We start from the raw sequence: 22,271 nt of genomic DNA, 5'->3' as shown, positions 1-22,271 counted from the left end.
TGAGTGTGACGTGAGCCCTACAAAAGGCGAATTTTAGGTCCGCCCCCGCGACCGCAATCTCAGTCTGCGGTAACAGAGCAACTTTCGGCCATCCCTGGCGCGAACCTTGCCCGGATTCCTCCGCGAATGCGAGCAAGATGAGGCGGCGAATCCTCTCTGTGACACCAATGCCCCGTTCAGCGTGCCAGGATTGGGATATGTCAGACGGTCACGGTCCCACGCCCGAGACGCCATCAGGCTGGTCGGCCGAACAGCCCCCGCCCTACAGCGCCCCGCCGGCCTCCCCGTGGACCGCGCCTGGCTCGGAGCAAGAGCAGCAGGTGCCCTACGGGCAGCCATACGGCCAGCCCCCGCCACAACAAGCGCCATACGGGCCTGGGCCCCAAACACCATATCCGCCTTATCAACAACAACCGCCCGTCTACGGCTACACCCCGCACCCCGCGCCGCTCCGGCCGGGCATCATTCCGCTGCGGCCGCTCGGCCTCGGCGACATCCTCGACGGCACGATCAAGCTGATCCGGTCCAACCCCAAGGCCGTGCTCGGGCTCTCCGCCATCGCGGCCTTGATCGTCGCCGTGCCTCTGGCCATCGGCCAGGCGTTCGTGCTCAACACGATGGGCAGCGCGTTCACCGACCCGGGCAGCCTGGGCACCGCCGAGAGCGAGCTCAACAGCGTCTACGGCATCCTCGGCGAATACGGCGGCACCCTCGTCTCCTACGCGGTCCAGTTCGTCGTGGTCACGCTGCTGACCGGCGTACTGACCCGCATACTCGGCCGGGCCGTCTTCGGCGGCAACCTCAGCGCCGGCCAGGCCTGGCAACTCGTCAAGGGCCGGGTGCCCGCGCTGTTCGGCGTGGTGGCGTTGATGGCCGTCATCATGCTCGTACCGCTGATCGTCTTCGCCCTGCTCATGATCGCGATCGCGATGAACGCCTCCTCTGGCGACCTCGGCTGGATCGCCGCGCTGACGATCCTGTTCATCATCGTCTACATCGCCTATTACCTGTTCTTCAGGACGCGCTTCGCCTTCGCCCCGTCGGCCGTGGTCCTGGAGGGCCGGGGCCCGCTCGACGCCATGCGCCGCTCCTGGCATCTGGTGACCGGCGACTTCTGGCGGGTGCTGGGCATTCTGCTGCTCACCTCCCTGCTCGTCGGCCTCGTGGCGAGCATCCTGACCGTGCCGTTCACGCTGGCGGGCACGATGTTCGGCATGTTCGGCGCGGGCTCGGCCGCCACGACCGTCGTGTCCGCCGTGCTGATCGCGGTCGGCGGCACGCTCGGGTCGATGTTCACCTACCCGTTCGAGGCCGGCGTCGCCGGACTCCTGTACGCCGACCGCCGCATGCGCAGCGAGGCGTTCGACCTCGTGCTGCAGACGGCGGCCATCGAGCAGCAGCGCCAGGGCTGGGTGCACGCCACGGCCGATGAGTTGTGGCATCCGTCCAACTCGGCCAGGTCGTGAGCCCGATCGACAGGGAGGAGGCCGCGCGCAAAGCCGCGGAAGAGCTCCTCAACCCTGACTACGCCAAGGAATCGTTGTTCGACCTGATCTACCGGCGGGTCATGCAGTTCCTCGGCGACCTCGTGGACGCGGCCACCGGCGGCGGCTCGGCGGGCAGCATCATCGCGACCGTGGTGATCGTGGCCATCATCCTCGGGCTGATCGTGCTCATCGCGTGGCAACTGCGCAGGACGGCCCGCAGGAAGGCGCTCGGCGTGGGCGGGATCTTCGGGGAGCGGGCGATGACCGCCGACGGGCACCGGCAGCTCGCCACGCAACTCGCCGCCGAGGGCCACTGGACGGAGGCCGTCCAGGAGCGGCTCCGGGCCATCGCGCGCGACCTGGAGGAACGGGCGCTCGTGGACGGCATGCCGGGGCGGACGGCCCACGAACTGGCGGTGGAGGCGGCGGTGTCGCTGCCGTCGTTCGCGGAGGAACTTACGGCCGCCGCCCGGTCGTTCGATGACGTGACATATGGCGGGATGGCGGGGACGCGGGAGGCGTACGAGAAGATGTCGAGCCTCGACGACCGCCTCCGCCAGGCCCGCCCGGTCCCCCTCGTGACCGCCGGCGTCGCGGCCGGAAGCCCGGCGAGCGCCGCCTCGCTGCCAGTCGGACCGCCGCAGAACGGGCCGATGCCAGTCGGACCGATGCCCAGCGGACCGCCGCAGAACGGGCCGATGCCAGGCGGGCCGCCGCCGGGCGTGCCGCCGCAGAGTGGGCCGCCGCAGGGCGGGCCGGGCGGAGGGGTGGGGGTATGACCGCTGTCGTCACGCCGCCGGAGGCCGGGCCCGGGGAGTCGTACTCCACGTCCCCCACCGCCCGCTCCACCTGGCGCGCCGGCCGCCTGTTCGTGCTGCTGGGCGCCATCATCGTCATCGCTGCCATCCTGGGCGTCATGTTCGGGTCCGGCGGGAAGCCGTCGCGTCCGCTCGACCCCGCCGACACCTCGCTCAACGGCTCCAAGGCCCTGGCCGAGCTGCTGCGCGACCGGGGCGTCACCGTGGACAGGGTGGACTCGGTCCAGGCCGCCGCCGACAAGGCCACGACCGGCAACCGGCTGCTGCTGATCACGGACACCACGTACTTCGACGAGTACGACCTGACCAGGATCCCGGGCGACCGCCTGATCGCCGGCACCGTCGCGGGTCTGGAGACCCTGGCCCCCGGGCTCCGGATCGAACCGGGCCAGGGCCGTACCCGCTCCCGCGAGCCGGAATGCGGGCTCCCCGCCGCGACGGCGGCAGGCAGCGCCTACATGGGCGGCACCATCCTGCGCGGCCCGTCGGGCGCGACCGGCTGCTACCCGGTGGACAAGGGGTACGCCCTGGTCACCTTCCCGTACGGAGGCGGCACCACCACGGTCGTCGGCGACGCCGGTTTCATGACCAACCAGCGCCTGGCCGAGGACGGCAACGCCGCGCTCGCGCTCAACCTGATCGGCACCGGCCGACCCGTCACCTGGCTCGTACGCCCCGACAACCCGCCCGCCGTCAGCCTCCCCGGCGAGAACGGCAAGTCGATGTACGACCTCATGCCCGACAGCGTCCGCTGGACCATCTACATGGCGATCATCGCCATCGCCGTCACCGCGTTCTGGCGGGGCAGGCGCCTGGGCCCGGTCGTGACGGAGAAGCTGCCGGTCGTCGTCAGGGCGGCCGAGACGGTCGAGGGGCGCGGCCGGCTCTACCGGGCCAGGCGCGCCAGGGAACGCGCCGCCGACGCGCTGCGCGCGGGCACGATCGACCGCCTGGCCCCCAGGCTGGGCCTGGCTTCCGGCGCCGGGCAGCGCGAGATCGTCGCGGCGCTCGCCGCCCGCACGGGCCAGGACTCCCACCAGGTCGGCGCCGCACTGTACGGCCCGCCGCCGGCCGACGACGCGGGGCTCGTGGGGCTGGCCGGATATCTGGACTACATCGAAAGGCAGGTCCGTGAACTCTGAGGAGACTTTCCGCGCGACGAACTCGGGCGACCCGGCCAGAGATGCGCTGGGCGCGCTGCGGGCCGAGGTGTCCAAGGCCGTCGTCGGGCAGGACGCGGTGGTGACGGGGATGGTCATCGCGTTGTTGTGCAAGGGACACGTGCTGCTCGAAGGCGTGCCGGGCGTGGCCAAGACGCTGATGGTCCGTACGTTGTCCGCCGCCCTGTCGCTGGACTTCAAGCGGGTGCAGTTCACGCCGGACCTGATGCCGGGTGACGTGACCGGGTCGCTGATCTATGACACGAAGACGGCGGAGTTCGAGTTCCGCGAGGGGCCGGTGTTCACGAACCTGCTGCTCGCCGACGAGATCAACCGCACCCCGCCGAAGACGCAGGCGGCGCTGCTCGAGGCGATGGAGGAGCGGCAGGTCAGCGTGGAGGGCTCGGCCAGGCCGCTGCCTGACCCGTTCGTGGTGTGCGCGACGCAGAACCCCGTCGAGTACGAAGGCACCTACCAGCTCCCCGAGGCCCAGCTCGACCGGTTCCTGCTCAAGCTGACCGTGCCTCTGCCGCCCCGCGAGCAGGAGATCACGGTGCTCGACCGGCACGCCCGCGGCTTCGACCCGCGCGACCTGTCGGACGTCAAGCCCGTCGCCTCGGCCGAGGACCTGGCCGCGGGACGGGAAGGCGTCTCGAAGGTGCACGTGGCGCCCGAAGTGCTCGGGTACATCGTGGACGTGGCCCGCGCCACCAGGAACTCCCCGTCGTTGCAGCTCGGCGTCTCCCCCCGTGGCGCGACGGCGCTGCTGGCCGCCGCGCGGGCGTGGGCGTGGTTGTCCGGGCGGACCTACGTCACCCCCGACGATGTGAAGGCGCTGGCCAGGCCGGCGTTGCGGCACCGGGTGCAGTTGCGGCCCGAGGCCGAGCTGGAGGGGGCGACCGCCGACGGCCTGCTCGACGGCATCCTGTCCTCCGTCCAGGTCCCGCGCTGATGGTCACACGACAGACGGACGGGCGCGCGACGGATCGCGGGGCACTGGTCCCCCGGCGCGCGCCGATCCCCCGGACGGATCGCGGGGCGCTGGCTCCTCGGCGCGCGCCGATGCCCGGGACGGAACTCACAGGGCGGGTGTGCCGATGGCTCTGACGGGACGTGCCGGGCTGGTCGCGGCGATCGGGATCGTGCTGGTCATGTTCGCGCCGCAGCCCGGGCCGGCGCTGGCCGGGGTCTGTCTGCTGCTGGCTGCCGCGATCGTGGTGGACCTGGCGTTCGCCGGTGCCGTGCGGCCGCTGCGCTTCCACCGCGCCGGTGACACGCTGATCCGGCTCGGTCAGCGGGCCGTGGTGGAGCTGGTGGTCGAGAATCCGGGCGGCAGGCGCGTACACGGCCTGATCAGGGACGCCTGGCCGCCGTCGGCGGGCGTGGACCCGCGGGTGGCGAAGCTGGAGGTGTTGTCCGGGGAGCGCCGCAGGATCACCGTCACGCTCACCCCGACCAGGCGCGGCGACCGCTCCTCCGTGGCGGTGACCGTGCGCTCGCTCGGTCCGCTGGGGCTGGCCGCGCGCCAGGGCACCCACCAGGCGCCGTGGACGGTGCGCGTGCTGCCGCCGTTCCTGTCGCGCAAGCACCTGCCGTCCAGGCTGGCCAGGCTGCGCGAGCTGGACGGGCAACATCCCGCGCTGGTACGCGGGCAGGGCACCGAGTTCGACTCCCTGCGCGAATACGTGGTGGGCGACGACGTGCGTTCCATCGACTGGCGGGCCACCGCGCGCCGCCACGACGTCGTCGTGCGCACCTGGCGTCCGGAACGCGACCGCCGCGTGCTGATCGTGCTCGACACCGGCCGCACCTCGGCGGGGCGGGTGGGCGACGCGCCGATCCCCATGGCGGGCGCCGCGCCGAGCGGCGGCGGGCTGCTCGTCCGGCCCGATTCCCGGCCCGCGCCCGGCTGGCCGCGGCTGGACTGGTCGATGGACGCGGCGCTGCTGCTGGCCGCGCTGGCCGCCAGGGCGGGCGACCAGGTGGACTTCCTGGCCTACGACCGGACCGTACGCGCCTGGGTGGGCGGGGCTTCGCGCACCGAGCTGCTGTCTTCGCTGGTCAACGTGATGGCGCCGATCGAGGCGGAGCTGATCGAGGCCGACTCGCAGGGCATGGTGGCCTCCATCCTGTCGCGCGCCAAGCGGCGCTGCCTGGTCGTGCTGCTCACGGACCTGAACTCGGCCGCCATGGACGAGGGCCTCATGCCGGTGCTGCCGCAGCTCTCCTCCCGGCACCTGGTGCTGGTGGCCGGCGTGTCCGACCCGCGCGTGGCGTCCATGGCGGGGCGCCGGGGGTCGATCGAGGAGGTGTACGACGCGGCGGCGGCCGAACAGGCGCAACTCGGGCGCAGGCGGATCACGGCCAGGCTGCGGCGGCACGGGGTGGAGGTCGTGGACGCGCCGCCGGAGGAGATCGCACCGGCGCTGGCGGACACGTACCTGGCGTTGAAGGCCGCCGGACGTCTCTAGCTTTCAGGTCAGGCTGTGGGAGCGACGTCGGGGGCGCGTTCGATGTCGCCGGTCTCGTTCCGGCGCAGCGCCCGGCGGCCGAAGACGATCACGTACGTGAGGAAGACCGCCTCGGCGAGCACCCCGATGCTCACGCGCGCCCACGTGGGCAGCCCCGACGGCGTCACGAACGCCTCGATCAGCCCCGACACGAACAGCACCGCGACCAGCCCCAGCGCCACGCTCATCACCGCCCGCCCCTGCTCGGCCAGCGCCTCGACCCGCCTGCGCGGTCCTGGATCGATGACGGTCCAGCCCAGGCGCATGCCCACGGCCGCCGCCAGGAAGACGGCGGTCAGCTCCAGCAGCCCGTGCGGCAGGATCAGGCCGAAGAAGATGTCCAGCTTGCCCCTGGAGGCCATGAGGCCGGCGGAGACGGCGACGTTCTCGGCGTTGGCGTACAGCGCGTACGGAATCGGCAGCCCCATCACCACCGAGTAGATGATCATCTGGGCCGAGACCCACGCGTTGTTGATCCACACCTGGCTGGCGAAGGAGGCGGCCGGGTGCTCGGAGTAGTAGTCGGCGAAGTCGTGGTCGACGAGCTGGGTGATCGTGTCGGGGCTGGCGATCGACGCCTGCACGTCCGGGTTGACCGCCACCCAGGTGCCCATCACCACCCCGACCACCAGGAACGCCAGCGAACTGCCCAGCCACCACCACCGCGCCCGGTAGGCCACCACGGGGAACGACACGGTGAAGAAGCGCGCCAGCTCCCGCCAGGCCGGGGTGTGCGCGCCGGTCACCGCCGACCTGGCCCTGGCCACCAGCGCGGACAGCCGCCCGACCACCATCGGATCCTTGGCGGAGGAGCGCACGATGGACAGATGCGTGGCCACCCGCTGATAGAGCTCCACCAGTTCGTCCACCTCGGCGCCGTTCAGCGACGAGCGGTTCTTGACCAGGTAGTCGAGCCTGTCCCACACGGGGCGGTGTGCTGCGACGAACGCATCGATGTCCACCCGAACATTCTGGCCGCTCAATCACCGCGACATAGCCGTTAGGCTCCACATATGTCAGAGGTTGTGACCGGCGACGCCGTCGTGGTCGAAGTACGGGTGGCCCAGATGCCTTCCCGAGCGCTGGCGATCATCATCGACATGGCCGTGCAGTTCACCGTCCTGATCCTCGCCTATGCGCTGTTAGGCGCGTTCGCGGGCGTCACGGACTTCGCCATGTTCGCCGCCGTGATGATCGTGCTGATGGTGCTGGTGATGGTCGGCTACCCGGTGCTCTTCGAGACTCTCACCAGGGGGCGCAGCCTCGGCAAGCTGGCGCTCGGGCTCCGGGTCGTCAGCGACGACGGCAGCCCCGAGCGGTTCCGGCAGGCCCTGTTCCGTGGGCTGGCCGGGGTGGTGGAGTTCTGGGTGTTGTCGGGGGCGCCGGCACTGATCGCGTCGCTGGTCTCGCAGCGGGGCAAGCGGCTCGGTGACGTCTTCGCGGGCACGATCGTGATCTCCGATCGGGCGCCGCGCAACTCGGGCCAGCTCATCGTGATGCCGCCGCAACTGGCGCACTGGGCGACCACGCTGGAGCTCTCCCAGCTGCCCGACCAGGTGGCGCAGGCGGCCAGGCAGTACCTGTCGCGCTGGCACGACCTGTCGCCGCAGGTCCAGCACGAGATGGGGGTGCGCATCGCGACCCAGACGGCGGCCTACGTCTCGCCCGCGGCTCCGGCGGGGGTGCCGCCGCACGCGTACCTGAGCGCCGTCCTGGCCGAGCGCCGGCGGCGGGAGCAGGCCCGTTTCGCGCGGCGGATGGGCAACGGCGCCCCGCAACCGGGTCCGTACGGACCGCCGCAGCCACCGGCTCCGTACACGCCTCAGCCCTCGTACCCTCAGCAGCAGCCGAGGCCGTATCCCCAGCAGCCGCCCACATATCCACAACCTCAGCGGCCCCCGGCACCCGCGCCGGAGCCGCCGAAGGCGACTCCGGGCGGGTTCGCGCCGCCTCAGTGAGCGCGGTCAGAGGGCGCGCGAGTCGTCACCTCACCAGTGGTGACCTCCAGTGCGGTACGACTCCTGCGTCTGCGTGTTCAACCGGTCGGTACGAACGTCCTTGGCGCTGTTCGTGAGCCGATCGTCGATCTTGATGACGTCGAGTCCCTCGTGGAAGTCGGCGGCGTAGATGTAGCCGTTGTAGTAGTAGGCGGACCAGATGCCGCCGCCACCGCCGACCGAGCGGGGACCGCGCTCGAAGTAGCCGATCTCCCTCGGGTTGGCGGTGTCGGTGAAGTCCCATACCGACAGCCCGCCCATGTACCAGGCCTGGACCATGATGTCGCGGCCCTTGACGGGGATCAGCGAGCCGTTGTGGGCCACGCAGTTCTCGCTGTTGTCCTGGTAGCGCGGGATCTTGTAGTAGCTCTTGAACACGAGCTGCCCGCGGACGATCTCGTAGATGGCGTCCGCCCCGCGGTTCGGCCCGGTGGCCTCGTTGCAGGTGGCCGCTCCGCCGCCGCCGAGCTCGTCGGTGAAGACGACCTTCCTGGCGTCGTTGCTGAAGGTGGCCGAGTGCCAGAACGCGAAGTTCGGGTCGGTGGTCCTGGCGGTGACCTTCGGGTTCAGCCGGTCGGAGATGTCGAACAACACGCCGTCACCCATGCACGCGCCCGCCGCGATGTCCTTCTCGGCGTAGGTGGTGATGTCGTGGCAGCCGCTGGTCGGTACGAGCAGCCCGGGCTGGGTCTCGTTGCCGCCGTCGGGGAAGACGACCGGTGTGGAGGCGACCGCGGCCGAGGCCGGGTCACGCAGCGGCACCTTGATGATCGAGATCTTGTCGTGCGGCGGCGAGCAGTCGGGGAAGTTCGCGGCCGGAGAGTACGACGACACGTAGACGTAGACGTTCTTGTTCCGGTCGCGGCCCTTGCCCGGCACCAGGGTCAGGGTGTGGGAGCCGCAGTTGGTCTCGACGGACTTGACGTATCTCGGGTTGGCCTTGTCCGAGACGTCGAAGATGCGGACGCCTTCCCAGGCCGCCTTCTGGTCGGCGCCCAGGCTCGTGCTGTTGCACGAGTCGTCGCTGCGGGAGGAGTCCACGGCGGTGAACAGCAGGTTGTCGTAGACGCTGACGTCCATCTGGGAGCCGGGGCAGACGACGGAGCTGACGGCCTTGGCCTTCTTGGGGTTCCTGATGTCGTAGATCGAGAAGCCGCCGTAGTTGCCGACGTAGGCGTAGTCGCCCTGGAAGGCGATGTCGGTGTTGATGGTGGCGGCGATGGCGGCGGGTTTGGGGATGTTCAGAACGTGGGTCACGTTCGGGCTGGTGACCACCGCGTCGGGCGGCGGGATGTCTGCGGCCAGGGCGGGCACGCCTGCCAGCGCTAAGACGGCGGCGGCCGCCGCCACGACGAGTGAGCGGCGCGATCGGGTCACTCGGGAGCCTCCTTGAACCTGTGGGAACACGTGGAGAACAGGAGAGGCGGGGACCCGGTCGAGGCCCCCGCCGTCCTGGTGATCAGTGGTCGTGGCCGTGCCCTCGTTCGGGGTACGACGCCTGCGTCTGCGCGTTCAGCGAGCGCATCTTGACCCCGTCGGCCTTGTTCGTACGCCAGTCGTTGATCTTCAGCACATCGAGGCCCAGGTTGAAGTCGGAGCCGTAGATGTAGCCGTTGTAGTAGTAGGCGGACCAGAAGCCGCCGCTCAGCGCGGGGGCCGTGCTGTCGGGCCCGCGCTCGAAGTAGGCGATCTCCTGCGGGTGCGCGGAGTCGGTGAAGTCGACCACCGAGATCCCGCCCTGGTACCACGCCTGCACCATGATGTCGCGGCCCTTGACCGGGATCAGCGAGCCGTTGTGCGCCACGCAGTTCTCGGTGTCGGCCTGGTGCCGGGAGATCTTGAAGTGGCTCCTGTACTGGAGCTGCCCGCGGACGATGTCGTAGTACGCGTTCGCGCCCTTGTCAGGGCCGATGGCCTCGTTGCAGGTCGCCCTGGTGCCGCCACCGAGCTCGTCGGTGAAGATGACCTTCGTGCCGTCGTTGTTGAACGTGGCCGAGTGCCAGAAGGCGAAGTTCACCTCGTCCCTCGCGGTCGCGGTGACCCTGGGCTGCTCGGGGTTGCGGATGTCGAGCAGGACGCCCTCGCCCATGCAGGCGCCGGCGGCGATGCCCTTCTCCGGGTAGGCCGTGATGTCGTGGCAGCCGGTGGTGGCGGAGTGGCCGTTCGGGTACGACCCCGGCACGCCCGGGAACCCGCCGTCGGGGAACAGGTTGGGCGTGGCGATGACCGTCGCGGCCGCCGGGTTCTTCACCGGCACCTTGACGATCGAGATCAGGTCATGCGGCGTCTTGCAGTCGGGGAACGTGTCGTTCGGCCCGTAGGAGGAGATGTAGAGGTAGACGTTCCTGCCGCTGCGGTCGGGCACCAGCGTGTGCGTGTGCGAGCCGCAGTTCGTCTCGACCGACTTGACATACTTCGGGCTGGCCTTGTCCGAGACGTCGAAAATGCGGATGCCCTCCCACGACTCCTTGACCGTGGCGCTCTGCGAGGCGCTGCTGCAGGAGTCGTTGTTGCGGGAGGAGTCGACGGACCCGAACAGCAGGTTGCCGTAGACGGACACGTCCATCTGGCCGCCGGGGCAGACCACGGAGCTGACCACCGACGTGCGCTTCGGGTTCCTGATGTCGTAGATGGAGAAGCCGTAGTAGTTGCCGACGTAGGCGTAGTCGCCCTGGAAGGCCATGTCCGTGTGGATGTCAGCCAGGGCCTCGGGCTTGGGCACGTTGGTGACGTGCCTGATGTTGGGGCTCATGACGATCTGACCGGGAGCCGGGATGTCCGCAGCCTGGGCCGGCGCTACGACGCCCGCCAGCGCGACCAGCGCCGCGACCAGGGTGAGGGCTCTGCGGGGGGTTAACACTCGGGAACCTCCGATAAAGAGGGCATAAATCTACGCCATCCTCACCCTTCTCGGCCTTCCATGCCAGCGTCCAACATGTCAAATTTTATTGCGATTCGACCTCTTTAAATTTGTCCACTTATCGCCTAGAGTGCGCATTCTGGACCAAACCAGTCAGGAGGTTGAGTGCGCGCTGCGCTCGTCGGCATCGTGAGCCTGGTCGTCGTCCTCTCCGGCTGCAGCTCCAGTACGCCCCCGCAGACCCCGCGAGCCGACTCCACGGCGCCCGTGATCGCACCGGGCCGGCCGGGCGAGCAGGCCAAGACCCTCTCCCCCGCCGAGGCCGCCACCGCCGTGCCCTCCCCGACGGCCAACGCCGCCGACATCACCTACGCCCAGAACATGGTCGTCCACCACCGGCAGGCCATGGACATGTCGCTCCTCGCCCCCAGCCGGGCCGACTCGGCCAAGCTGAAGAGCCTCGCGGATCGCATCCAGGCCGCGCAGGGCCCGGAGATCCAGTTCATGACCACGTGGCTGCGGGAGCAGGAGCAGCAGGTGCCCGACCATCACGCGGCCCATGACGGCATGCCGGGGATGGCCACACCGGAACAGATCGAGGCACTGAAGGCGGCCAAGGGCAAGGACTTCGACCGGATGTTCCTGCAGCTCATGATCAACCACCATCTGGGGGCGATCAAGATGTCGGAGCAGGTGCTGACCGGCGGCTCCCACATCAGGATCGAGGAACTGGCCAACGAGATCAGCGTGGAGCAGACGGCCGAGATCCGCCGCATGCAGGAGATGCAGGCAGCCCAGTAGCATCTCGGGCCACGCGCACCGTCCAGGCCGCTGCGCTCGGCCGGGTGCCGGTTGAGGTCAGGAGCCGACGCGCCAGGAGTGGAGGTAGTCCTCCTGCTCGGCGGTGAGGACGTCGATGCCGATTCCGGTGGCCGCCAGCTTGAGCCTGGCCACCTCGTGATCGATCTCCTCTGGCACGTCATAGACCCCGGGCGCGAGGTTGGCGCGCTCACCCGCCAGCCAGGCCACGGCGAGGGCCTGCGCGGAGAACGACATGTCCATGACGGCCGCCGGATGCCCCTCGGCGGCGGTGAGGTTGACCAGGCGGCCTTCGGCGAGCAGCAGGAGCCGGCGCCCGTCGGGCATGACGTACTCGTCGGTGTTGGGCCGCACCCCCCTGTGCACCTCCTGGGCCAGCTCGTCCAGCGCCCGCACGTCGATCTCCACGTCGAAGTGCCCCGCGTTGGCCAGGATCGCGCCGTCCTTCATCACGGCCAGGTGCTCGGCCCTGATCACGTCACGGTTGCCGGTCACGGTGACGAACAGGTCCCCGGTCATGGCCGCCTGCGCCATCGGCCGCACCTCGTAACCCTGCAGGGTCGCGTCGAGCGCCTTCACGGCGTCGATCTCGGTCACGATCACCCGCGCGCCGAACCCCTTGGCCCGCTCGGCCACCCCCCGCCCGCAGTACCCGAACCCCGCCACGACCACGGTCCGCCCCGCCAGCATGGTGTTGGTGGCCCGCATGATCCCGTCCAGCGTGGACTGTCCCGTCCCGTACCGGTTGTCGAACATGCGCTTCGTACGGGTGTCGTTCACGGCCACGACGGGAAACCGCAACGCCTCCTCGGCCGCCATCTGCCGCAACCGGATGATCCCGGTCGTGGTCTCCTCACACCCCCCGCTCACCCCGTCGAGCAGGTCGGTGCGCTCGGTGTGCAGGATGTTGACCAGGTCGCAGCCGTCGTCCAGCACGAGGTCGGGCCCGAGGTCGAGCGCCTGGTGGATGTGCCGGTAGTAGGCCGTGCGATCTACCCCGGCGCGGGCATACACCTGAATCCCATAGCTCCGCAGAGCCTCGGCCACGTCGTCCTGCGTGGACAACGGGTTGGAGGCGGCCAGGGCGATCTCCGCGCCCCCCGCCTTCAGCGCCCCCAGGAGCACGGCCGTCTCGGCGGTGACGTGCAGGCAGGCAGCGATCTTCAGCCCGTCGAGCGGCCGTTCGAGCGCGAACCGCTCACCGATCGCGGTCAACACCGGCATCGAACGAGCGGCCCAGGAGATCTGCCGCTCTCCGCTTTCACTGAGATCCATGGAGCTGCCTTTTGCCGAAGAACGCGGCCAAGAGGACGCTCGTCACGGCGCCCTGCCCGTGAGCCTTCACGACCGGCCATGACGGGCGGGAAGGGGGTGCGGCGCGTGCGGGTTGCTTGGCCTGCCGTAAGGGATGGATGGGGGTATGGGAGAGCTCCGGAAGGTGAGAATTCACCCTCCGGTATGGGAGAGCGCCGAAAGGCGAGAACCCACCCTCCGGTATGGGAGAGCGCCAAAGGCGAGAACCCACCGTCGGTATGGGAGAGCTCCGGAAGGCGAGAAGCCACCCTCCGGAGCTGATCCGCATGGAGCAGAAGGTTTAGTACCGGTAGTGGTCGGGCTTGTAGGGGCCCTCGATGTGGACGCCGATGTAGGCGGCCTGGTCCTTGCTCAGCTCGGTGAGCTTCACGCCGAGGGCGCTCAGGTGCAGGCGGGCGACCTTCTCGTCGAGGTGCTTGGGCAGCGTGTAGACCCCGATCGGGTACTCGGACGTCTTCGTGAACAGCTCGATCTGCGCGATCACCTGGTTGGTGAACGAGTTGGACATCACGAAGCTCGGGTGGCCGGTCGCGCAGCCCAGGTTCATCAGGCGGCCCTCGGCCAGCACGAGGATCGAGTGCCCGTCGGCGAAGATCCACTCGTCGACCTGCGGCTTGATGTTGTTCCGCACGATGCCGGGCAGCTTGGCCAGCCCCGCCATGTCGATCTCGTTGTCGAAGTGGCCGATGTTGGAGACGATCGCCTGGTGCTTCATCTTCGCCATGTCCGCGGCGGTGATGATGTTGAAGTTGCCGGTGCAGGTCACGAAGATGTCCGCGATGCCGACGACGTCCTCGAGCGTGGTCACCTGGAAGCCGTCCATGGCCGCCTGGAGCGCGCAGATCGGGTCGATCTCGGTGACGATCACGCGGGCGCCCTGGCCGCGCAGCGCGTCGGCGCAGCCCTTGCCGACGTCGCCGTAGCCGCAGACCACGGCCACCTTGCCGCCGATCAGCACGTCGGTGGCGCGGTTGAGGCCGTCGATGACGGAGTGGCGGCAGCCGTACTTGTTGTCGAACTTCGACTTGGTGACCGAGTCGTTGACGTTGATCGCCGGGAAGAGCAGCTGGCCGTTCTTGTGCATCTCGTAGAGGCGGTGCACGCCGGTGGTGGTCTCCTCGGTGACGCCCTTGATGCTCTCGGCGACCTTGGACCACTTCTTGTCCGCGCCGACCGTGCGGGTGAGCACGTCGATGATGACGTGCCACTCCTCCGGGTCGTCGGCGGTGGCGGGGGGCACGGCTCCGGCCTTCTCGTATTCGGCGCCCTTGTGGACCAGCAGCGTGGCGTCGCCGCCGTCATCGAGGATCATGTTGGGGGCGCTTCCGTCAGGCCAGCTCAGCGCCTGCTCGGTGCACCACCAGTATTCCTCCAGCGTCTCGCCCTTCCAGGCGAACACCGGCACGCCCTTCGGGTCGTCCACAGTGCCGTCGGCGCCGACGACCACCGCGGCGGCGGCGTGGTCCTGCGTGGAGAAGATGTTGCAGCTCACCCAGCGCACGTCGGCGCCCAGCGCCACCAGCGTCTCGATGAGAACGGCGGTCTGGATCGTCATGTGCAGGGAGCCCATGACCTTCGCGCCACGGAGGGGCTGGGAGGCCGCGTATTCCTTGCGAACCGCCATGAGGCCGGGCATCTCATGCTCGGCGAGCCGGATCTCCTTGCGGCCGAAGTCGGCAAGTGAAAGGTCTGCGACCTTGAAGTCCATCGGGTTTCCCCTCGCATCACGGATGGTTGTCGCGGATGAGTCTAGGCGGGGTCCGTACGAGGATGCATCTCGCAGACGGTGAATCTGACGTAAGAATGTAAGAATGCGCATCACGGAAGCAGCGAAGCGGCTCGGCATGTCTGCACGAATGCTCCGATACCGGGAGGCTCTCGGCCTCCTGCCGCCGGTGCGGGAGCAGGGTGCGCACCGGCGCTTCGGCCCCGACGAGCTGGCCGCCGTCGCTCAGGGGGTGGAGCTGGAGAAGCAGTTCGACGTGTCGCCGGCCGAGCTGGCCTTCGCGCTCCGGGCGCTCAGCGAACCGGCCGTGGCGGCCGCCGTGCGGGACCTGGGGGTACGGATCGGGCGCATCCAGATACCCCGCAGGGCCCTCGACTTCGAGAAGGAGAAGGCCCTGCGCCTCCTCAATCGTCCTCGCTGACCTCCGTGTCAGGTGGAGGCGGAGGTGCTGCGGAGACGGTCGAGGTCGGGCTCCAGGTAGATGACGCGGGCGATCGGCACCGCCGCGCGAATGCGCCGCTCGGCCTCGTCGATCCCGTGCGCGACCTCGGTGGCCGTGTCGTTGTGCTCGACCGCGATCTTCGCGGCCACCAGCAGCTCCTCGGGCCCGAGGTGCAGCGTCCTCATGTGGATGACCCGAGCCACCTCGGGCGCGCCCTCCAGCGCGACGCGGATCTGCTCCTCCACCTCAGGCGACGCACCCTCGCCCACGAGCAGCGACTTGGTCTCGATGGCCAGCACGACCGCGATCACCGCCAGCAGCACACCGATCATCAGGGTGCCGATACCGTCCCAGACGCCGTCGCCGGTCAGGACCGCCATCGTCACGCCGAACAGCGCGAAGATCAGGCCGAGCAGCGCGCCCAGGTCCTCCAGCAGGATGACGGGCAGTTCGGGGGACTTGGAGCGGCGGATGAAGGCGACCCACGACTGCTTACCGCGTACGTGATTCGATTCCTTGATCGCCGTACGGAACGAGAATCCCTCCGCGATGATCGCGAAGATCAGCACCGCGAACGCCCAGATCGGCGCCTCCACCGGGTGCGGATCGGAGAGCTTGTGGACGCCCTCGTAAACCGAGAACGCCGCGCCGATCGTGAACAGCACCACGGCCACCACGAAGGCGTAGAAGTAACGCTCGCGACCGTAGCCGAACGGGTGCTCCTTGGTGCTGGCCCTGGCCGCCCGCTTGCCGCCCACCAGCAGCAGCACCTGGTTGCCCGAGTCGGCGACCGAGTGGATGCCCTCCGCCAGCATCGAGGAGGACCCGGTGAAGAACGCCGCCACGAACTTGGCCACGGCGATCGCCAAGTTCGCGGACAATGCCGCAATGATTGCCTTAGTTCCGCCGCTCGCGCTCACCGGTCTGCTCCACTCATAAAGATCAACTACAAAGGCCTGAAAGGGGATCCTATTGGGAAATCCTGGCCTTTACCTCAGTGATCGCCGACACAGAGGTGGGATCGACGCCATACCCCAGCGCGAGATAGGTGCTGGCGTAGTCGCCGAGCCCGACCAGACTCGCGATCCGCTCCAGCGGATGCGCGCCTACCGCCGCGAGCTCGGTGACCGGCACGTCGCGCTCGCGCGCCAGCCGCAACGACGCCTCGCGCCGCCGCGTCACCTGGGGGTGCTCGTCCACGTCCCGCAGGACGACGAGCCTGATCGTGCGGGCGGCGGTGTCGGCGAAGATGTCACGTTCGGCCATCGGCCCGTCGAAGACCGCCACCTGGTGGTGGTCGGCCTCGGGCAGCTCGCCGTGGATGGCGGGATATTTCGCGTTCGCGTTGAGCTGGCAGACCAGCCGGTACGCGGCCACGGACGCGACCGCCGAGGATCCCCAGATCATCGGCACGGACTCGGCCAGATCCGTCGCCAGTGACTTGCCCGGGTTGATGAACGAGTCGCTGGACGGCCGGCACCGGTTCGCCATGTCCTCCAGCGACCCGGCCACCCGCTCGAACAGCTCCGCGTCCGCCTGCACCAGCCGCAGCGCGGCGGCCGCCACGATGAGCGGCACGGCCAGCAACCACAGGTTCGCCCTCGACTGACCGCTGATCGGCACCGGCACGTAGAGGGCCGACGCCTGGGTGGCGATGGACTCCAGCGGAGAACCGGGGGCGCCCACACCGAGCACCGTGCAACCGCGCCGCACGGCCTGGGTGGTGACGGACAGCGTCTCCTCGGTGTCACCCGAGCCGGAGACGGCGATGACCAGGTCGGTGGCCCCCACCCAGCCGGGGAGCTGGTAGGAGCGCACGGTCACGATCGGCAGCGGCGCGCCGTTGCCGACGACGGCCGCCAGGATGTCGCCGGCGATGCCCGAGGCGCCCATCCCCACGACCACGATGGCGCGCGGACGCCCATGATCGCCGAGGCGATCGAGGCGGGCTTCGACGGCGTTGCGGTAGCCGGTGCGCACGTGGGCCGCGGAGGCGGCGACCGCAGGCAACATGCCGCCGGGGTCGCCCTCACTCAGGTGACGCTGGTCTTCGAGCCGCTCCGGCTCCCAGGTCACGGCTTCCTGGCCTCATCGACGAGCAGAACGGGAATGTCATCCCTGACCGGGTAGATCAGGCCGCACCCGGTGCAGACCAGCTCCTCGGACTCGGTCTCGGCCCGCAGCGGAGCCTTGCACGCCGGGCAGGCCAGGATCTCCAGCAGCCAGTCGTCGATCTTCACTCTGACACCTTTCCCACAATGGCGAGGACCTCGTCCCTGATCGCCGTCATCTTGCCCTCGTCGCCGGCCTCGGCGTTCAGCCTGAGCAGCGGCTCGGTGTTGGAGGCCCGCAGGTTGAACCACCAGCCCGACCCGCTCACGGTCAGCCCGTCGAGCTCGTCGAACTCGCCGCGCCCCGCGAACGCGTCCTTCACCTGCCGCACCGCCCGCGCCTGGTCGGAGACGGCGCTGTTGACCTCTCCTGAGGCGTGGTAACGCGAGTAGGCCGACACCACCTCCGACAGCACCTGCTCCTGCTCCCCGAGCGCGGCCAGCACGTGCATGGCGGCCAGCATCCCGGAGTCGGCGAACCAGAAGTCCCTGAAGTAGTAGTGGGCGGAGTGCTCACCGCCGAACACGGCCCCCGTCCGCGCCATCTCGGCCTTGATGAACGAGTGCCCCACCCGTGTGCGCACCGGGACACCGCCGTGCTCCCGCACGATCTCCGGCACGCCGAGCGACGTGATCAGATTGTGAATGATCGTCGCCCCGGAGTATTTCGCCAGCTCCCGCACCGCCACCAGCGCCGTGACGGCGGACGGCGGGACCGACCGCCCCCGCTCATCGATCACCCAGCACCGGTCGGCGTCACCGTCGAAGGCCAGCCCCAGGTCCGCGCCGGTCTCGATCACGGCGCGCTGCAGATCGACCAGATTCTGCGGCTCCAGCGGGTTGGCGTCGTGGTTGGGGAAATTCCCGTCGAGCTCGAAGTAGAGCGGGGTGAGCTCGATCGGCAGCCCGTCGAACACGGCGGGAACCGTGTAGCCGCCCATCCCGTTACCCGCGTCGACGACCACCTTCAGCGGCCTGATCCCCCGCAGGTCGACCAGCGTGCGCAGGTAGTCGGCGTATCCCGTGAGCAGGTCTTTCTCGATCAGCGACCCGCCCGGCGCCGCGATCGTCCCGACCAGCTCGGCCGCCCTGTCGCGGATCTCGATCAGCCCCGTGTCGCCACCGATCGGCACCGCGCCGGACCGGCACATCTTCATGCCGTTGTACCGCGCGGGGTTGTGGCTGGCGGTGAACATCACGCCCGGCAGCCCGAGGCTGCCGCTGGCGTAGTAGAGCAGATCGGTCGAGCCCAGCCCCGCGTGCACGACATCGGCACTGCGCGAACGGGCCCCGCGGATGAACGCCTCGGCCAGCACCGGCGACGACTCACGCATGTCATGCGCGACCACGACCGACGCCGCCCCTGTCACCTCGACGAAGGCCGCCCCCACCGCCTCGGCGATCGGCTCGTCGAACTCGTCGGGCACCACTCCGCGAACGTCGTACGCTTTGAAGATCTTGGCGAGGTCGCCCACTCCAGCTCCGCCCTTAGGTCGTCTCCTCCGTGTGAACGAGCCTACCGGTCACGGTGCTGCTGGGCCGACCTCAGAACGCGCAGGTGCCCGCGACGGCCGACCTCGACGCCCTGCCCCACCGGCTCACCTCCACCGGACGACGTGGGCCGCGCGGCCTCCCTGACCGCGTTGGCCAGCGCTTCGAGATCGTCGGAACTGGGTGAGGCGCCGTCCGTCGGCAGCCGTACCACCTCCCAGCCGCGGGGAGCGGTCAGCCGCTCGGCATGTTCGGCGCACAGGTCATAACAATGTGGCTCCGCGTACGTCGCCAGGGGGCCTAGAACAGCGGTCGAGTCGGCGTATACGTACGTGAGCGTGAAGACTGCAGGCTGGCTGCAGGCGGTGCGGGAACAGCGGCGGACGGGGCTCACGGAGGGACCGTATCTGCTAAGAGTGCGAGGCGCCACTACCTGAGCACTCTTAACGAGCGTGTCGCCACAATTCGGACACCTGTCGCAGCCTTTCCACCCACATGCCCCACACTTTCCACCCCTCCCCCCGCGTTTCCCTCCCCGGCTTCCCCACCCCACCACCTGCCCAATCATCCCCCGCCCCACGATCTTCCCCGCGAATCCCCGCCCCCCTTTCCCGACCAAAACCCCCGACATCCCCTCCCCATGACCTTCACCACAAAGCCGCGCTCCCACCGCTTCCGAGGATGGAGGGACCGGCCCCGTACACTTGCTCCCGTGACTCAGAAGCGCGGTCCCAGACGGCGCGATCGCCACGGTCGCGGCCTCCGCGGCCCGCTCGCCCCCGCCCACGTCCCCATGGCCAAGGCCCGCAGCGAACGCTTCGACGACCTGGTGCTCGACGCGGTCGACCGGCTCAGGCCCCGCTGGGAGAAACAACTGGCGGCGGTGGAGTTCGCGGTGGAGGAAGTGCCGCCGTTGAGCGAGCTCGGGGACGGGCCCCGCCTCAACTCCGACCCCATCCCCTTCGGCCGCGCGGACACCGCCAGCGGGAAGTCGCCGGCCGCCGTCGTGGTGTATCGGCGTCCGCTGGAGGCCAGGGCGAGAGACAGGGACATGCTGGGCGCGATGGTCCACGACACGGTGGTGGAACAGGTCGCTACCCTGCTGGGCCTGTCCCCCGAAACGGTCGACCCGGGCTACGACGACCGCCGCTAACCCCGGAGGCTTCGGAGGCTTTACGGGGGTACGCCAGGGGCTCCCGGTGGACGCCTGAGGTCCGGGGGAAACTGCATGGTCCTCCCATTAAGCCGCGCTACGCGCGATGGGGACTCGGGCTGCGTCCTGTGGGGGCGAGCCCCCACACCCCCGGCGAAGGGCCTGCCGGCCCCTCGCGCTCCCCGGACGCGACCCCATTTACCGCACGGACAGCCCGCCAGTCCACCTTGTCACGAAAAGTGATCTATCGAGTACAGAGAGTACTCGAACACTTTAGCCTATGGGCGTTGATCCCCCCCATAGGAAGGTCCCTATATGTGGATCTCGTTGGCCACTACCTCAGCGCTGGCTGTCAGCCTGGCCACTGTCCCTGCCGGATGCTCCGCCCCCGGCAGCACCACCACCCACCCCGAAGGCAAGCACGGATGCACCAATTCTTGGGGTCCGCCCGTGGCCGTGCGATTCGGTCCTGCGGCACCGAAGGTCCGGGCTACTCTTCACATCACGTGCGACCGGAAGGTCATCGCCGCCTTCATGGCAAGGATCTCCATCGAGCACAAGGACGGCCTCTTCGCGGACTGGTACGAAGTGGCGCACGACTCCTACTTCGAACCGCCAGATCTAGCCAACTCCTACACGCTGCTGGTCAAAATCTGCCGGGATGGGACCTACCGCGCGAGGGCTTCCATATCTGGCCACTTCATCAACGGGGAAGGCTTCCAGGTCACAGAGGAGACGAGTAGCGCCTCCGTGGACTGCGAACGCGCTGAATCGATCACCTAAAAGGTGCGCTCGGATCTCCCCGATATGAGCAGCTGAGGTGGTTACGTGGATTCGGCGGCACGACACCGGCCGCCCAACACATGGCCGCTTCCGAATCCACCTGAGGGATGTTCACAGTGGTGTACACGGGTTGGGCAGTGATGGGGTCGGCGTCCCCCGGCCACACCCCCCACCCTCTTTGCCACCAGGCAACGCGCCATAGCCGCTCTTCGCCCTTCGACGATCGAAGGTCTTCAAAGTCGTCGAAGGGCTCCGGCCTTTGCCACCACCACCTGCGGCTCGCCTTGAAGTAGAAGCTCGGCTCCCCGCTCTTCCTACGCCCGTGACGCAACATGTCTCCAGCATCGCAGACGGTAGCCATTTCCGACTCACGCTTCGCCTTTGATCCCCGCATGAGCCGAGCTTCCATTCCTGCGCCGCCGAACCGTTGAGCCAGGACAGTCATGATCCGTCCCGCTCATGATGGCGATGGCTGGCGATGACGGTTTCCCACACCCTGAGTGCCCTGATGTGAACACCCCTGCCGATCACCTCGTACCCATCCCCGGCAGGGCGGAGGACGAAGTAATGACCACCTTCGGAGCAGAACTGGTACTCATCGCAGCAGGAAACCGCGACCACCTGCAGACACGAGCAATGTGGGACGTGCGGACGCCACCGGTGCAGCGTGTCCACCCATCGGTAGTCGGGGTCGCGTCCGAGGGGTGCGGGGACCGGCAGGTCCCCGCCCGGGGGTGTGGGGGCTGGCCCCCACAGGACGCAGCCCGAGCTCCCTTCGCGCGTAGCGCGGCTTATTGGGAGGACCATGCAGTTCCGCCCGGACCCCCCGGACCCCCCGGACCCCCCTGAACCCCTGGAACCCCCGGACCCCTGCGGGCTCCCGGGCTCCCGGGCTCCCGGGCTCCCGAAGAGCCTGTTATCGGACCACCCGGTACGTCAGGTGGGTGACGAGGCTGGTGCCCGAGGGGTCGCCGACGGGTTCGAGGGTGGTGTCGCCGATCTTGTCCATCAGCCGCTCCCCCCTCCCCAGGATCACGGGCGCCACGTGCAGGCGCAGTTCGTCGATGAGGCCCGCCGCCAGGTACTGGTTCACCGTCTCGGCGCCGCCGGCGATGGCCACGTCGCGGTCGCCGGCGGCCTCGCGGGCCTGGGACATGGCCGCCTCGATCCCGTCGGTGACGAAGGTGAACGTCGTGCCGCCCTTCATCGTCAGCTGCTCACGCGGGTGGTGGGTGAGGACGAAGACCGGCGCGTGGTACGGCGGCTCCTCGCCCCACCAGCCGTTCCAGTCCAGGTCCCAGGCGCCGCGCCCGGGGCTGAACATGTTGCGGCCCATGATGAACGCCCCTGCCGCGGTGATGTTCTCGATCACGGCGGCGTGCTGCTCGGGCTCGCTGAACATCCACTGGGTCAGGCGGTCGACCGCGCCCTCGCCGAACGGCTGGTCCAGGCTCTGGTGCGGTCCGGCCGTGAAGCCGTCGACGGACATCGCCATGTCACAAGTGACCTTGCTCATTTTCAGTACCTCCGGTCGTCTGCGCTTTCACGAGGAGGTCGGTGCCGTTCGCCGGTTCTCTACATGCCGCCGGAATCTTTTCGA

21 protein-coding genes are annotated in these 22,271 nt (G+C 69.1%); 10 read left to right on the top strand and 11 right to left on the bottom strand.

All coding sequences use genetic code 11. From position 1 onward, the window contains the following. Positions 1-197: 197 nt before the first annotated feature. The 5 genes from ACFPZ3_RS23370 (at position 198) to ACFPZ3_RS23350 (ending at position 5,936) form a co-directional block, all read left to right on the top strand. Entirely contained in the window at positions 198-1,466 is a 1,269-nt protein-coding gene (locus tag ACFPZ3_RS23370; protein ID WP_379516332.1) for a DUF7847 domain-containing protein, read from the top strand. Continuing rightward, positions 1,436-2,266, top strand: a complete 831-nt coding sequence (locus ACFPZ3_RS23365) for a DUF4129 domain-containing protein (protein WP_379516331.1) — start codon at positions 1,436-1,438, stop codon at positions 2,264-2,266. Before ACFPZ3_RS23370 ends, ACFPZ3_RS23365 begins: the two co-directional genes overlap by 31 nt. Then, positions 2,263-3,447 carry a DUF4350 domain-containing protein gene (locus ACFPZ3_RS23360; protein WP_379516330.1) on the top strand — a complete coding sequence of 395 codons (1,185 nt, stop codon included), beginning with the start codon at positions 2,263-2,265 and terminating at the stop codon, positions 3,445-3,447. Before ACFPZ3_RS23365 ends, ACFPZ3_RS23360 begins: the two co-directional genes overlap by 4 nt. Beyond that, positions 3,437-4,417, top strand: coding sequence for an AAA family ATPase (locus ACFPZ3_RS23355; protein WP_379516329.1), 981 nt, complete (start codon positions 3,437-3,439; stop codon positions 4,415-4,417). Before ACFPZ3_RS23360 ends, ACFPZ3_RS23355 begins: the two co-directional genes overlap by 11 nt. 145 nt (positions 4,418-4,562) lie before the next feature. Continuing rightward, a complete protein-coding gene (locus tag ACFPZ3_RS23350) occupies positions 4,563-5,936 on the top strand; it encodes a DUF58 domain-containing protein (RefSeq protein ID WP_379516328.1) in 1,374 nt (457 codons plus the stop codon). An 8-nt stretch (positions 5,937-5,944) separates the two neighbouring features. On the opposite strand, the gene ACFPZ3_RS23345 is transcribed toward ACFPZ3_RS23350, so the two are convergent. Then, complete coding sequence (locus tag ACFPZ3_RS23345; protein WP_379516327.1) at positions 5,945-6,937, bottom strand: stage II sporulation protein M; 993 nt, start codon at positions 6,935-6,937, stop codon at positions 5,945-5,947. A gap of 51 nt (positions 6,938-6,988) precedes the next feature. Between ACFPZ3_RS23345 and ACFPZ3_RS23340 the strand changes: the two genes are divergently transcribed. After that, complete coding sequence (locus ACFPZ3_RS23340) at positions 6,989-7,933, top strand: RDD family protein (protein WP_379516326.1); 945 nt, start codon at positions 6,989-6,991, stop codon at positions 7,931-7,933. Positions 7,934-7,963: 30 nt separating this feature from the next. On the opposite strand, the gene ACFPZ3_RS23335 is transcribed toward ACFPZ3_RS23340, so the two are convergent. Together ACFPZ3_RS23335 and ACFPZ3_RS23330 are read right to left on the bottom strand one after the other, a co-directional pair. After that, positions 7,964-9,349, bottom strand: coding sequence for an LVIVD repeat-containing protein (locus ACFPZ3_RS23335; protein WP_379516325.1), 1,386 nt, complete (start codon positions 9,347-9,349; stop codon positions 7,964-7,966). An 82-nt stretch (positions 9,350-9,431) separates the two neighbouring features. Continuing rightward, entirely contained in the window at positions 9,432-10,832 is a 1,401-nt protein-coding gene (locus tag ACFPZ3_RS23330; protein ID WP_379516324.1) for an LVIVD repeat-containing protein, read from the bottom strand. Between the two features lie 165 nt (positions 10,833-10,997). Between ACFPZ3_RS23330 and ACFPZ3_RS23325 the strand changes: the two genes are divergently transcribed. Next, positions 10,998-11,633 carry a DUF305 domain-containing protein gene (locus ACFPZ3_RS23325; protein ID WP_379516323.1) on the top strand — a complete coding sequence of 212 codons (636 nt, stop codon included), beginning with the start codon at positions 10,998-11,000 and terminating at the stop codon, positions 11,631-11,633. 57 nt (positions 11,634-11,690) lie between these two features. Here the strand turns inward: ACFPZ3_RS23325 and ACFPZ3_RS23320 are convergent, their stop codons facing one another. Next, positions 11,691-12,926, bottom strand: coding sequence for an adenosylhomocysteinase (locus tag ACFPZ3_RS23320; protein WP_379516322.1), 1,236 nt, complete (start codon positions 12,924-12,926; stop codon positions 11,691-11,693). A 319-nt stretch (positions 12,927-13,245) separates the two neighbouring features. Continuing rightward, complete coding sequence (ahcY, locus tag ACFPZ3_RS23315) at positions 13,246-14,673, bottom strand: adenosylhomocysteinase (RefSeq protein ID WP_379516321.1); 1,428 nt, start codon at positions 14,671-14,673, stop codon at positions 13,246-13,248. Positions 14,674-14,776: 103 nt separating this feature from the next. Between ahcY and ACFPZ3_RS23310 the strand changes: the two genes are divergently transcribed. Next, positions 14,777-15,112, top strand: a complete 336-nt coding sequence (locus tag ACFPZ3_RS23310; RefSeq protein WP_379516320.1) for a MerR family DNA-binding transcriptional regulator — start codon at positions 14,777-14,779, stop codon at positions 15,110-15,112. Positions 15,113-15,120: 8 nt separating this feature from the next. On the opposite strand, the gene ACFPZ3_RS23305 is transcribed toward ACFPZ3_RS23310, so the two are convergent. Genes ACFPZ3_RS23305 through ACFPZ3_RS23285 form a run of 5 tightly spaced genes read right to left on the bottom strand, consistent with a single transcriptional unit; the run spans position 15,121 to position 19,129 of the window. After that, complete coding sequence (locus tag ACFPZ3_RS23305) at positions 15,121-16,053, bottom strand: cation diffusion facilitator family transporter (RefSeq protein ID WP_379516319.1); 933 nt, start codon at positions 16,051-16,053, stop codon at positions 15,121-15,123. 49 nt (positions 16,054-16,102) lie between these two features. Then, positions 16,103-17,209: an SIS domain-containing protein gene (locus ACFPZ3_RS23300; RefSeq protein WP_379516318.1), complete on the bottom strand. Its 1,107-nt coding sequence runs from the start codon at positions 17,207-17,209 to the stop codon at positions 16,103-16,105. Next, entirely contained in the window at positions 17,206-17,373 is a 168-nt protein-coding gene (locus ACFPZ3_RS23295; RefSeq protein WP_379516317.1) for a Trm112 family protein, read from the bottom strand. The genes ACFPZ3_RS23300 and ACFPZ3_RS23295 overlap by 4 nt, the downstream gene beginning before the upstream one ends. Next, positions 17,370-18,719: a phosphomannomutase/phosphoglucomutase gene (locus ACFPZ3_RS23290; RefSeq protein ID WP_379516316.1), complete on the bottom strand. Its 1,350-nt coding sequence runs from the start codon at positions 18,717-18,719 to the stop codon at positions 17,370-17,372. The genes ACFPZ3_RS23295 and ACFPZ3_RS23290 overlap by 4 nt, the downstream gene beginning before the upstream one ends. Positions 18,720-18,760: 41 nt before the next feature. Next, positions 18,761-19,129 (bottom strand): DUF3499 domain-containing protein, encoded by a 369-nt coding sequence (locus tag ACFPZ3_RS23285; protein WP_127939882.1) that lies wholly within the window; start codon positions 19,127-19,129, stop codon positions 18,761-18,763. Positions 19,130-19,447: 318 nt separating this feature from the next. Between ACFPZ3_RS23285 and ACFPZ3_RS23280 the strand changes: the two genes are divergently transcribed. Both ACFPZ3_RS23280 and ACFPZ3_RS23275 read left to right on the top strand, forming a co-directional pair. After that, on the top strand, positions 19,448-19,888 hold the full coding sequence (locus ACFPZ3_RS23280) for a metallopeptidase family protein (RefSeq protein WP_379516315.1): 441 nt from the start codon (positions 19,448-19,450) through the stop codon (positions 19,886-19,888). 450 nt (positions 19,889-20,338) lie between these two features. Next, the gene (locus tag ACFPZ3_RS23275) at positions 20,339-20,671 is read left to right on the top strand and encodes a hypothetical protein (RefSeq protein ID WP_379516314.1); all 333 of its coding nucleotides are present in this window, start codon (positions 20,339-20,341) and stop codon (positions 20,669-20,671) included. 916 nt (positions 20,672-21,587) lie between these two features. Here the strand turns inward: ACFPZ3_RS23275 and ACFPZ3_RS23270 are convergent. Beyond that, a complete protein-coding gene (locus ACFPZ3_RS23270; protein WP_379516313.1) occupies positions 21,588-22,187 on the bottom strand; it encodes a dihydrofolate reductase family protein in 600 nt (199 codons plus the stop codon). Positions 22,188-22,271: the final 84 nt, after the last annotated feature.

It is taken from the genome of Nonomuraea insulae (genome assembly GCF_042656245.1).
The sequence above is the reverse complement of the archived record's forward strand: the minus strand, read 5'-3'. Positions and strand labels throughout refer to the sequence as shown.